Origin of the sequence: Rhizobium mesosinicum (genome assembly GCF_019511345.1) — a bacterium.
Taxonomy (GTDB): domain Bacteria; phylum Pseudomonadota; class Alphaproteobacteria; order Rhizobiales; family Rhizobiaceae; genus Rhizobium; species Rhizobium mesosinicum.
The window spans coordinates 59,966-73,063 of the sequence record NZ_JAEUAK010000014.1; the positions used below are offsets into that span (position 1 = coordinate 59,966).

Genomic DNA, 13,098 nt, shown 5'->3' on the forward strand with positions numbered 1-13,098 from the left:
AAAGCACGAAAACTACGTTTCGCAGCCCTCTTTTAAGGATTTTTTCGAAGAACCTTCTGCTAACTTGCCCACATCAAAACAATCGGGGGGATGATCCATGGCCGTCAGAAACAATCCGAAACGGGAAAAGCAGATCGAGAGCGCGCGCAAGATCGCAGCCGCGACCGGCGAGCCCCATCTCGATCCCGAGATCCTCTTCGGCCGCGCAAGCGGCGACGACCTCGAACTCTACACACCAGAAATGCTTGCGCTTTCGGCCGTACACTCGGCAGCCGAACTCGCCATGTGGGACCGCAAGACCCCGCGCGTCAGCATTGACACGGTCACCGATGTCACACCCGGCGGCGTCGCAGTCTCAATCCTTTCGGTGACGGATCACAACAAGCCCTTCCTGTACGAATCCGTCATGGGTGAGGTGACCAGCACCCACCGCGACATCTCCATGGCAGTTCATCCAATCCTGATTCTGGAAGACGGCAAGATACCGGAACTCTATTCCGCTGATGTGGCGAGCGATCCGGCAAAGCGGGTCAGCCACATCCAGCTTCATATCTCGCCGCTGAGCCCCTCCCAGGCCGCCGACCTGATCAAGCGCATCAAGTCAGTGCTCGAGCAGGTAGAGCTTGCCGTTTCCGATTGGAAGCCAATGCTTGCCCGCGTCGATGAAGTGATTTCAGAGCTTTCGAATTATAACGCCAGCCGCAAGAAGGCCGACCGCGACGAGGCGATCGCCTTTCTGACCTGGCTGCGCGACGAGAACTTCACCTTCCTCGGCATGCGCGACTACGTCTATTCCGGCAAGGGTCCTGATGCCAAGGTCGAACGCGACAAGGGAACAGGCCTCGGCATTCTCTCCAACCCCGAAGTTCTTGTTCTGCGCACCGGCAAGGACGCCGTGACGACGACGCCGGAAATTCTCGCCTTCCTTGATGGTCCCGACTTCCTGATCGTCACCAAAGCCAATGTGAAATCCACGGTTCATCGCCGCGCTTACATGGATTATGTCGGCGTCAAGCGCTTCGACGCACAGGGCAATGTGACGGGCGAACTGCGCATCGTCGGCCTGTTCACCTCGACTGCCTACACCTCCTCTGCCAGCGAAATTCCGTTGCTGCGGTCCAAGATCGAAAAGGTGAAGGAGCATTTCGGCTTCGACCCGATGAGCCACTCGGGCCGCATGCTCGACAACACTCTGGAATCCTATCCGCGCGACGATCTTTTCCAGATCGACACCCAGCTTCTTGCGTCCTTCGCCGAGCAGATCAACGACCTCGCCGATCGCCCGCGCGTGCGCGTACTGCCGCGCATCGATCATTTCGACCGGTTCGTCTCGGTCATCGTCTTCGTGCCGCGCGAGGAATATGATTCGATTGTGCGGGAGCGCATCGGTGCCTATCTGAAAACCGTCTACGACGGTCGCGTTTCCGCCTACTACCCCGCCTTCCCGGAAGGCGGGGTGGCGCGGGTGCATTTCATCATCGGGCGTTCGGGCGGTAAGACGCCGCGCATCCAGCAGGCGAAGCTGGAGGAGGCAATCCGCCAGATCACGGCACGCTGGGACGATCAGTTCGAGGCGCTGGCCGGACCGAAGGCCCCGAAGATTTCTGTCGATCATGCATTCCGCGATTCGTTTACGCCGCAGGAGACGGTCGCCGACCTCGCCGATATCAACGCTTGCGCCGCCGGCGAACCGATCCGCATCAAATTCTACTATCGGCAGGAAGAAAGCGGTCGCATCCTCTCGCTGAAGATCTTCCACGCCGGCGGCCAGCTGGCGCTTTCCCGCCGCGTGCCGCTGCTTGAAAATCTCGGCTTCAACGTCGTCAGCGAGCGCACCTTCGACATCGGGGTGCTTGACGCCGAAGGCCAGACGAAGCTCGTCGTGCTGCACGATATGGAGCTTGACGCCCGCGGCGCCGAAATCAATCTCTCCCGTCACGGTCCGCCCCTCGAAGAGGCGTTCGTTGCAGCCTTCGGCGGCACGATCGACAATGACAGCTTCAACCGGCTGATCCTGTCGGCCGGCCTGTCGGCTCGCGAGGTGAACGTCCTGCGCGCCTATGCACGCTATCTGCGCCAGGCCGGTATTGCCTATTCGCAGGACTATATCGCAACGACCCTCGACAAATACCCCGCCATCGCCGCTTCGATCTTCCGTCTTTTCCACGACACGCTCGACACCAAGCTTTCGGAAAAGGTGCGGCACAAGAAGCTCGCCGAACTGCATCAGGCAATCGAAACCGAACTTGCCGACGTGCCGAGCTTAGATGACGACCGTATCCTGCGCCGCTACGTCAACATCATCGATGCGACGTTGCGCACCAATTATTTCCAGCGCAATGCCGATGGAACGCCGAAGGCGATGCTCGCCTTCAAGCTCGACCCGCATCTGGTGGATGGCCTGCCGGAGCCGAAACCTTTCCGGGAAATCTTCGTCTATGGCGTCGAAGTGGAAGGCGTGCACCTGCGCTTCGGCCGCGTCGCTCGCGGCGGCCTGCGCTGGTCGGACCGCGCCGAAGATTACCGCACCGAAGTTCTGGGACTCGTGAAGGCTCAGCAGGTCAAGAACGCCGTGATCGTCCCCGTCGGCGCGAAAGGTGGTTTCTATCCTAAGAAACTGCCGGCCGGCGGCAGCCGCGAAGAAATCTTCAATGCGGGCAGGGAAGCTTACAAGACCTATATCCGCACGCTGCTTTCGATCACCGACAACATCTCCGGCGTCGACATCATCCCGCCAGATAATACGGTTCGGCTCGACGGCGACGATCCCTATTTTGTCGTCGCCGCCGACAAGGGCACGGCAACCTTCTCCGACACCGCCAACGCGCTCGCCCAGGAAGCGGGTTTCTGGCTGGACGATGCTTTTGCATCGGGCGGCTCTGCCGGCTACGACCATAAGAAGATGGGTATCACCGCGCGCGGCGCCTGGGAAACGGTCAAGCGCCACTTCCGCGAGATGGATATCGACATCCAGACGACGCCCTTCACAGTGGCGGGCGTCGGCGACATGTCGGGTGACGTCTTCGGCAACGGCATGTTGCTCTCGCCGAAGATCAGACTGCTCGCCGCCTTCGATCACCGCGATATCTTCATCGACCCCGATCCGGATATGGAAAAGACGCTCACGGAGCGCCAGCGCCTGTTCAACCTGCCTCGCTCGAGCTGGCAGGATTTCGACAAGTCTGTTCTGTCGAAAGGCGCCATGATCATCTCGCGCTCTGCAAAATCAGTCACGCTGACGCCGGAGGCCGTCGCCGCCATCGGCATCGACAAGACGGTCGCCACACCTTTCGAAATCATGTCGGCGATCCTGAGAAGCCCGGTCGACCTGCTCTGGTTCGGCGGCATCGGCACCTATGTCAAGGCAGCGTCGGAGACTGATACCGACGTTGGCGACCGCGCCAACGATCCGATCCGCGTCACGGCCGACGAAGTGCGCGCCAAGGTGATCGGCGAGGGGGCCAATCTCGGCGTCACGCAGAAGGGCCGCATCGCCTATGGCCTCAAGGGGGGACGCAGCAATTCCGACGCCATTGACAACTCTGCCGGTGTCAACACGTCTGACGTCGAGGTCAACATCAAGATCGCGCTGGCGAACGCCATGCATGAACAGCGCCTCACTCGCGCCAAGCGCGACCAGCTTCTCGGCAGCATGACCGACGAGGTGGCCGCGCTCGTCCTGCGCAACAACTACCTGCAGTCTCTGGCGATTTCGCTGACATCCCGCAAAGGAACGGCAAACGGCCTGGAACTCGGCCGCTTCATGAGCGTATTGGAGGCGGCTGGACAGCTGAACCGCAAGGTAGAGACGCTTCCCGACGATGCCTCCATGTCTGAACGTTACACTGCCGGTCGGCCTCTGACGCGCCCTGAGATCGGCGTGCTGCTCTCCTATGCCAAGATCGTGCTCTTCGATGCGCTGATCGTCAGCGAATTGCCCGACGATCCATATTTCGTAGACACGCTCTTCGATTACTTCCCGGCGAAAATGCAGAAGTCCAACGCATCCGACATCAATAGCCACCGGCTGAAGCGGGAGATCGTCGCAACAGTGCTCGCAAACGAGGCGATCAACCGCGGCGGACCAGGCTTTGTCGTCAGCATGATGGATGCGACCGCAGCATCCGCCCCGGAAGTCGTGCGTGCCGCCATCGTCGCCCGCGACGGGTTTGATCTCAACAGGCTGTGGACCGAGACAGACGCTTTGGACAACACAGTTCCCGGCGAGGCGCAGAATCGCATCTATGAGGAGATCGCCAACAGCTTCATCGTGCTGACGCGCCTGTTGCTGAAAACCGGCATGACCAAGGGCGACATGTCCGAGGTCGTTAGCCAGCTTCAGGTGACGCTGAAAAAACTGAAACCTTCATTCGCAGATCAGGCGGGAACTGACGTCGCCGTACGCCAGCAGGAGTACCAACAGGCTGGTCTGCCGGAAAAACTGGCTGCCGAGATCGCGTCTCTGCCCACATTCGCTCTCGTCCCTGAGATCATGCAGATCGCTGCCCGCACCGGCGAGGCGCTGCCGCGTGCGGCCGAAAACTACTTTGCCGTCACCCGAACTTTCCGCGTCGGCCGGTTGCTGGCCGCCGGCAACCGCATCATCACCTCCGACCACTACGAGAACCTCGCCCTTGCCCGCAGTATCGATCAGATCGCCAGCGCCCGCCGCGATATCGTGATCTCCGCGCTTTCGGATCACGGCAAGGAAAAGCAGCCGGTGCAGGCTTGGCACGCGCAGGACAGGGTGCGCATCAATCGCATCGTCGAGGAGCTTGCGAGCCTCAGTGATGGCGCCGATCCGAATCTTGCCCGCATCACTGTTGCCGCAGGGATCCTGACCGATCTTGCGCGCGACCGGGGGAGGTGACACAGTCCGCCTAAAAAAGGAACGGACGTTTGAATCGCATTGACTGGACAGGAACGCAGCCGCCGAAAGCCACGGAGAAGGGCATATGGAGCTGGATGCTTTTCGATTGGGCAGCCCAGCCTTTCTTCACCGTGGTTACCACCTTCATTTTCGGCCCCTACTTCGTCTCGCGGCTGACGGCCGATCCCGTCTCCGCGCAGACGATGTGGAGCAACATGGCCACGATCTCCTCGATCATTATCGCCATCCTGTCCCCCATACTGGGCTCCATTGCCGACCAGTCCGGCGCACGCAAACCCTGGATCGCCTTCTTCGCTGTGATCAAGATCGTCAGCCTCTGCTGCCTCTGGTTTGCGGCACCGGGCTCGCCGATCATCTATCCAGTCATCTTCATGATCCTCGCCTCCATCTCGGCGGAGTTTTCGATCGTATTCAACGATTCCATGATGCCGCGCCTCGTCGGCAAGGATGAGGTGGGCAAGCTTTCCAACACCGCCTGGGGTCTTGGCTATCTCGGTGGCATGATCGTGCTGATTGCCGTCGTGGCCCTGCTGGCCGGCAGCCCGGAAAGCGGCAAGACCATTCTGGGCGTCGATCCGCTCTTCGGCCTCGATCCTCATACGGGCGAGGATGCGCGCGTCACCGGTCCGATTTCGGCCGTCTGGTATCTGATCTTCATCCTGCCGATGTTTTTCTTCACGCCGGACGCCCGCAAGGGACTGCCTTTAGGCTTTGCCGTGCGTTTCGGCCTCAGGGAATTGCGCAATACGCTCGGCGAATTGAAGACCCGCCGCGGCATTCTGACCTTCCTTATCGCCCGCATGATCTATCAGGATGGTGTCAACGGCCTGCTGATCCTGGGCGGCGCCTTCGCAGCGGGCATGTTTGGCTGGGCAACGATCGAGATCGGCATCTACGGGATCATCCTCAATGTCGTGGCGATCCTCGGCTGCCTGATTGCCGGACGCGTCGACAGGGGGATCGGCTCCAAGGCTACCGTTATCATCAGCCTGACCATGCTGTTGCTGGCCACGATCGGGATCATTTCCACCGGCCCGGGTTACACCTTGTTCGGACTGATGCCGCTTTCGACCGCCGACGGCGGCGGCTTGTTCGGCACGATGGCGGAAAAGGCCTATATCCTCTATGGCCTGTTGATCGGGCTTGCCTTCGGACCAGCGCAAGCTTCATCACGCTCCTATCTGGCGCGCAGCGTCAGCCTGGAAGAAGCCGGCCGCTATTTCGGCATCTATGCGCTCTCGGGCCGCGCCACGAGCTTTATGGCAACCCTGTTGTTTTCGATTGTGACCTATATGACCGGATCAGCACATCTCGGCATGTCGACGCTGATCCTGTTCCTGGCCACAGGCCTGATGCTGCTGATCCGTACGCCCTACCCGGCAGATCGCGCCTGAGAAACTCCCCGGCCGCAAAGCCGGGGAACTATCCGTTGTCCCGTTTAATGGCGGAAATGGCGCATGCCGGTAAAGACCATCGCGACATTGTGCTCGTTTGCGGCATCGATGACCTCCTGGTCGCGCATCGAACCGCCCGGCTGGATCACGGCAGTGGCGCCGGCAGCAATCATCGACAGCAGACCGTCGGCGAAGGGCAGGAAGGCTTCGGAAGCGACTGCCGAACCATGCGTCATCGGAACGGCGAGGCCAAGCGCCTTAGCCGCTTCCTCGGCTTTCAGCGCCGCGATGCGGGCGGAATCGACGCGGCTCATCTGGCCGGCGCCGATACCTGCGGTCTGGCCGTCCTTGGCATAGACGACTGCATTCGACTTCACATGCTTGCCGACCTTGAAGGCGAATTTCATGTCTTCGAGCTCCCGCGCTGTCGGCGCACGCTTGGTGACCACCTTCAGTTCCAGATCCTCGACCATGCCGTTGTCCCGACTCTGGACGAGCAGGCCGCCGGAAACGGTTTTGGCAGTAATGCCGGCCGCACGCGCATCCGGCAGGCCGCCGGCTGAGAGCAGGCGCAGGTTAGGCTTGCGTGCGACGATCGCCTTGGCTTCTTCGGTGACGTCAGGTGCAATGATGACCTCGGTGAAGAGCTGGATGATTTCTTCGGCTGTCGCCGCATCGAGCGTCTGGTTCAGCGCGATGATGCCCCCGAAAGCCGAGACGGAATCGCAGGCAAGCGCCCGCTTGTAGGCTTCGAGAAGCGTTGAACCGGTTGCGACACCACAGGGATTGGCGTGCTTGATGATGGCGCAGGCCGGAGACTTCTCAGGCAGGAACTCGGCAACCAGCTCGTAGGCCGCATCGGTATCGTTGATATTGTTATAGGAAAGCTGCTTGCCCTGCAGCAGGACGGCTGTCGAAACGCCCGGGCGCTTTTCGCCCGTCACGTAGAAGGCGGCCTTCTGGTGCGGGTTTTCGCCATAGCGCATCTCTTCCTTTAATACGCCGCCAATTGTGCGATGACGCGGCGTATCGATCGAAAGCGCCTCGGCAAACCAGTTAGAGATGGCAGCGTCATAGGCGGCGGTGCGGGCATAGGCTTTGGCCGCCATGCGCTGGCGGAAGGCATAGGCCGTCTTGCCGGCATCGGCCGACAATTGCTCGGCCAGTTCAGCATAGTCTGCCGGGTCGGTAATGACGGTGACGTAGGCATGGTTCTTGGCCGAAGCGCGGATCATTGCCGGGCCGCCGATATCGATATTCTCGACCGTCGTCGGATAATCTCCGCCGGCCGCACGAACATCCTCGAAGGGATAGAGATTGACGACCAGAAGGTCGATGGCGTCGATCCCATGCGCTTTCATAGCTTCCCGATGTTCGGCATCGTCACGGATCGCCAGCAGGCCGCCATGCACCTTGGGATGCAGGGTCTTCACGCGGCCATCCATGATCTCAGGAAACTGAGTCACTTCGGAAACGTCGGTTACGGCAAGTCCTTCGGCCGCGATCGCCTTGTAGGTGCCGCCGGTCGACAGTAGGCGCACGCCACGCGCCGAAAGCGCGCGGGCAAGGTCGATAATACCGGTCTTGTCGAAGACAGAAAGCAGTGCAGTCTTGATCTCGACCTTGTCGGGGGCAGGGATTTTCTTGGAAATGACGGCCATGAACCTTCTCCGTTCGGGCTACGCGGGAGACATCCGGGCAAGGGACGTTTGATGAGGCCGCGTTAGCACAGCTTGGAGCCGGCGCAAACAGCAGCCGAAGCAATTCCAGCAAAAGTGTGCATTGGTTTTGCGTTCGGGATTGCACAAAGCAAAGAGCTAAAGCATTTCCATGTGCAGAGAAAACGGAAATGCTTTAGCCCTTGCGCGATAAAAACCAGCGAATTTCAGGTTTCTCCGCCAAATCGAAATCGATCTCGATCTGGTCCGAACTGCTCATACCGGCGCTGTCGGCAAAGAAAATATCTTCCGAGATCAGCACTTCATTGCCGGGAGAGGAAAACAACCAGCTTTCGCCATCCGGCGCCGTCAGCAGCACGGATTCCGTGTCGTTCTGCCGCGGCACGATGGCGGGATGGATGTGGAAACGTGCAATCGCCCGCAGCGGGCCTTCGCTGTGATACCGATCATCCGTCACGAAACGGTCCATGCCGGTCACGATGGAGCCGGCGGCATTGAGCGTCAGCTCCCGCTCATGGATGACGCCAAAAGCACTGAGATAACCGTCATGCCTTGCCTTGATGCCTTCACGGCCATCCTCGGTCTCCACGCGCTCGGCGGCAACCGTCTCCACCGGTTCCGTCATCATGTGGGCCAGAAAGGCTGAATGAGAGAAACGGCTGGAGGACGTATCGTTCAAAACCACGGTGGAATGGGCAGCCGTGGTGCGGGCCATCTGCACATAGCGCTGGCCGGCGAATTTCGGTGATCCCGAGTTGACGATGAAGCGGTAACGGCCGGAGGACATTTCGAAGGAGAGACTACCTGCGTGGGCTGTTCTGAAGCAGCCGGGCGAGGGTGGCCCTGTATCCGCAATGATCACCGTCTTGCCGGCGGCAAGTCGCTGATAACGCGAATGTGGCAGCGCCTTGAACGGCTGGCCCGCCGTCTCATCATAGCGCAGCACGGACATCAGCTCGTCTGCCAGCGTGGATGTCGCGCCGTTGAAGAGCGCCAGATCTCCGTCCTGATGGCGGAAGAAGCGCAGGGCTGGGTACATGCGGTCGATACCGGAGATCAGCTTCTGCGGCAGATCATGGCCGAGATTGACATAGGTCTGTCTCAGCGGCAGCAGATCGAGCAATAGCTCCAACCCGATGCGTGGATTGCGGGAGATATGGCCTCCATCAGGCAGAATCTGGCTATCGAATTCGCGGTCGAGCGCCTGGGCCGCCCGCCTGACTGTCGAGGCACGCACCGGCATGGCGACGGAGGCCATGGCAAGCGCGATGCGCAGCCGGAAGCGGACTTCACCCGTCGAATAAGGCGCCATGCGACGCAGATAGCCGATATGAAAAGCGAGCGACTTCATGAAGCGGCGATAGAAACCGCGATCGGCGTTCTGCAGGACGACCGGAGAATGCGCCAGCCAGGCAATGACGCGCTGCGAGACGACGTCGGTCTCCCAGGCGATCCCCTCGATGCGGCCTCCATGGATCGAAAGCCAACTATCGACGATCGCGCGGGCCACAGCCGAACCGCGCTCGCTCTTGTTGGCCCGCATATGCCGCAGCCAGCCGAAACTATGGAGCCTGGTCGCGAAAGCACGCGACGGAAGAGTAAGCGTAAAGGGGGACTTGCCACCGGTTTCCAGCATTCGGCCGGCGAGCGGAAACCGTCCGTCGATGATCTCGTCGGCAACGTGTGAATCGACGCCTCTCAGATCCGTCGGCGCGACGATCAGGCGTTCGGGAACCGGAATTGCATGTCGGGAGAAGCGCAGGCGCAGAAGTGCGGCACGGCGCGTACCGCGCCGCCAAGCTTCCCGAACATACATGCTCGCAAGACGCCGACCGGACTGCATATCAAATGTCTATTGACCCTCGTGGTTAAGAATAGATGAATCTAAACTGATTTCATTAGCCACGATGTATTATTTTGTGATGAAGTTAGAATATAATAGCGTTCAGACTCGTCTGAGCACCGCGGCGTAGAAGCCGTCGAGGCCCGAAGCGAAACCATCAGGCATATCCAGCATCGTAGGGAGCGTGCGAAATTCGCCCAGCGGTGTAATGGCCTGTTCCATGCCGGGCCATCTTGTTGCGTCGATCGGCAGCCGCTCTACGCTCTTCACATCTTCGAGAACGCGCGCCACGACCTCTTCGCCTTCCTGCGGATCGAGCGAGCAGTTGGAAAAGACGAGCACGCCGCCGGGGTCTAGCAAGGTAACGGCATGGCGCAGAAGGCGCTCCTGCAGTGCCGCCAGTTTAGCAATATCCTCCGGCCCCTTCGTCCAGAGCACGTCGGGATGCCGGCGCGTCGTACCCGTCGATGAGCAGGGCGCGTCGAGAAGAATCGCGTCGAAACGCTCGGACGGTTCGAATTTTGTAAGATCCACTGCGATCGTGTCGGCTTCGAGGCCAAGCCGCTCCAGATTGGAGCGCAAGCGCTTCAGCCGGTTTTCGGACTGATCGATTGCGGTCACCCTGCCACCGGCGACGATGAGCTGTGCGGTCTTGCCGCCCGGCGCAGCGCAGAGATCGGCGACACGCTTACCGCTGAGATCGCCAAAGAGCTTTGCGGGAATGCTCGCAGCTGCATCCTGAACCCACCATTCACCTTCTTCAAAGCCGGCGAGCGAGGGAATGCCGCCTTCGAAAGCGGAAAGCCGGACCCCACCAGTGGGAAGCACAGTGCCGTTCAGGCGCCCCGCCCAGCCTGCGGCATCGGATTTAACGGTAAGATCGATGGCTGCCGGCTCAAGCTGGGATTTGGAAATGGCAAGTGCCGGCTCTTTCCCATAGGCTTTTGCGAGCCGCTCGATAAACCAAGCCGGCATTGGCGGAATGTCGGCAATCTCGGCAAGGATGTGCTCCTTCTCGCGGCCTAGACGGCGCAGGATCGCATTGACGAGCTTGGCGAAACGCCGATTGCGAGGATCTTGATTGGCCTGTTCGACCGCAAGGTCGACGGCGGAGTGATCGGGAACGTCGAGATAGAGAATCTGCGCAGCACCAACGGCAAGCACATGATGCAAAGCTCTGGCACCTTCCGGCAGTGGTGTTTCGAGCAGCGAGGCAATGGCAGCATCAATGCGGGGCAGATGTCTGAGCGTGGTATTGAGAATGGCGCGTACCAGCGCACGGTCGCTTTCCCCAAGCGCCTTGTAGGCCGGATTTCCATGCTCGTGATCCAGCGCGCCATCGAGCGGCAGTTTTTTGTCTACGACCGCGGCAAGGATTTTTGCGGCAGCCGCACGCGCCGGCAGGCCGGCTTTTGCCGGTGCCGGCGCTGAGCGTTCTGCGGAAGCTTTATGTTTGCGAGCTGGTTTCTTCTTGCCGTCTGAATTCAAGACCACGGACCCTTTGGCGGTTGCGAGTCACCGCGGCCGAAACCGGTATTGGGAACCGAGCGCGATTTGCGTGTCGGATTAGCAGCGCGAACCGGCGGCGTCGATACGTCGAAACCTCCCCGTGCCATTTCCTGCAGGGCAGCAATACGATTTTCGGTGTCCGGATGGGTCGAGAACAGATTGTCCATGCGCTCGCCGGAGAGCGGATTGATGATGAACATGTGCGCGGTGGCTGGGTTACGCTCCGCGTCGTAGTTCGGCACATGCGCCGCGCCACGGGCAATCTTGCCGAGCGCCGAGGCCAGCCACAATGGATTGCCGCAGATTTCAGCACCGCGCCTGTCTGCCGAATATTCGCGCGTACGGCTGATCGCCATCTGCACCAGCATGGCGGCGAGCGGCGCCACGATCATCGCGACGAGCACGCCGATGAAACCGAGGGGATTATTGTTGTTCTCGCGATTGCCGCCGAAGAAGAAGGCGAAATTGCCGAGCATCGAGATTGCACCGGCAAGCGTGGCGGTAATCGTCATGGTCAGCGTATCGCGGTTCTGAACGTGGGCAAGCTCATGCGCCATCACGCCTGCAACCTCTTCCGGCGAGAGGGCGGCAAGAAGGCCCGTAGAGGCCGCGACAGCGGCATTCTCCGGATTGCGGCCGGTCGCAAAGGCATTCGGCTGAGGATTGTCGTAGAGATACACCTTTGGCATCGGCAGGCCGGCATTGCGGGCGAGATCGCGCACGATCCGGTAGAATTCCGGGGCGTTTCGCTCATCGACCTCCTGTGCCCGATAGGCCGACAGCACCATCCTGTCAGCATTCCAGTAGGAGAAGAAATTCATGCCGGCAGCGATGAGAAAGGCGATCATCATGCCGCCTCGGCCGCCGATCAAAAAGCCGACAAACATGAAAAGCGCCGTCATGAAGGCAAGCAACATGGCAGTACGCACGAGGTTCATCAGAGGTCTCCATCTCCTTGATTGCGGCGCGATGCTTTAAATCCTGGCGCCGACGCACTATGATTTGGTTATTCGCCAGCCATTTTCAATATTTCCAGGCGGGAGTGCAGCATGCAGACGGCCGATAACGACAATATGGAAGCCCAGGCGCCAGAAGGCTCCGAGCTGCCGCGCAAGATGCTTTCACCCGCCGCTAGGCGTGCGCTCGCCGAAGCCGAGGAGCGCCGCAAGAATGCCAAGCCTGCCGAACTGCCGACTGAGATCGGCGGGCGGGGTGGAGCTGAGCCTTCCCGCTTTGGCGACTATGAAATCAACGGTCGAGCGATCGACTTCTAGGTAAATATTCCTATTGACTTGACGGCGTAATCGGAATTTATTCCTGTTATGCTGAAGCCGCTCTCGATTCTTCTGTTGTCTCTTTCGTTTGTGCCGACCCTTTCGGCACAGGACGAAATCGACGGACCCGTATCGGCGAAGATTATCCGGATCATTGACGGCGATACGCTGCTGGTTGCCGCGACACCCTGGCCGCAGCAGACTATGGAAGTCTATGTCCGCATTCGCGGCATAGATGCGCCCGAAATCCGTTCCAAATGCGCTGAAATCCGGAAGGCTGGTCTTGAGGCTCGCGATGCGCTTCAACAAATGATCTCAGGCGTCTCGGTAATTCAGCTGAGGGAGATCAGCGGCGATAAATATTTCGGACGAATTCTCGCCGATGTCACCTTGGCGGACGGGCGCAATCCCGCACAGGATCTTCTTTCGGAAGGACTGGTCCGCGCCTATGACGGTGGCCGCAAGCCACAGGTTTTCTGCGCGGAAGAATAGGGCCGCTCCTGACGGT

General features: G+C 60.1%; 8 protein-coding genes. 4 read left to right on the plus strand and 4 right to left on the minus strand.

Features of this window, described 5'->3' with window-relative positions; translation table 11 throughout:
- Window positions 1-97: 97 nt before the first annotated feature.
- The gene (locus JNB85_RS26895; RefSeq protein WP_220337474.1) at window positions 98-4,870 is read left to right on the plus strand and encodes an NAD-glutamate dehydrogenase; all 4,773 of its coding nucleotides are present in this window, start codon (window positions 98-100) and stop codon (window positions 4,868-4,870) included.
- Window positions 4,871-4,899: 29 nt separating this feature from the next.
- Window positions 4,900-6,285 (plus strand): MFS transporter, encoded by a 1,386-nt coding sequence (locus JNB85_RS26900; RefSeq protein ID WP_220337475.1) that lies wholly within the window; start codon window positions 4,900-4,902, stop codon window positions 6,283-6,285.
- 44 nt (window positions 6,286-6,329) lie between these two features.
- Here the strand turns inward: JNB85_RS26900 and purH are convergent, their stop codons facing one another.
- From purH to htpX, 4 genes are all read right to left on the minus strand, one after another.
- Window positions 6,330-7,946, minus strand: a complete 1,617-nt coding sequence (gene purH / locus JNB85_RS26905; protein WP_220337476.1) for a bifunctional phosphoribosylaminoimidazolecarboxamide formyltransferase/IMP cyclohydrolase — start codon at window positions 7,944-7,946, stop codon at window positions 6,330-6,332.
- A 193-nt stretch (window positions 7,947-8,139) separates the two neighbouring features.
- The gene (locus JNB85_RS26910; RefSeq protein WP_220337477.1) at window positions 8,140-9,807 is read right to left on the minus strand and encodes a heparinase II/III family protein; all 1,668 of its coding nucleotides are present in this window, start codon (window positions 9,805-9,807) and stop codon (window positions 8,140-8,142) included.
- Between the two features lie 102 nt (window positions 9,808-9,909).
- Entirely contained in the window at window positions 9,910-11,301 is a 1,392-nt protein-coding gene (locus tag JNB85_RS26915; protein WP_220337478.1) for an RsmB/NOP family class I SAM-dependent RNA methyltransferase, read from the minus strand.
- Window positions 11,292-12,254, minus strand: coding sequence for a zinc metalloprotease HtpX (htpX, locus tag JNB85_RS26920; RefSeq protein WP_220337479.1), 963 nt, complete (start codon window positions 12,252-12,254; stop codon window positions 11,292-11,294). The genes JNB85_RS26915 and htpX overlap by 10 nt, the downstream gene beginning before the upstream one ends.
- A gap of 111 nt (window positions 12,255-12,365) precedes the next feature.
- Between htpX and JNB85_RS26925 the strand changes: the two genes are divergently transcribed.
- Both JNB85_RS26925 and JNB85_RS26930 read left to right on the plus strand, forming a co-directional pair.
- Window positions 12,366-12,590, plus strand: a complete 225-nt coding sequence (locus JNB85_RS26925) for a DUF1674 domain-containing protein (RefSeq protein WP_220337480.1) — start codon at window positions 12,366-12,368, stop codon at window positions 12,588-12,590.
- Between the two features lie 75 nt (window positions 12,591-12,665).
- A complete protein-coding gene (locus JNB85_RS26930; protein WP_223216621.1) occupies window positions 12,666-13,082 on the plus strand; it encodes a thermonuclease family protein in 417 nt (138 codons plus the stop codon).
- The last annotated feature ends 16 nt before the right edge of the window (window positions 13,083-13,098 follow it).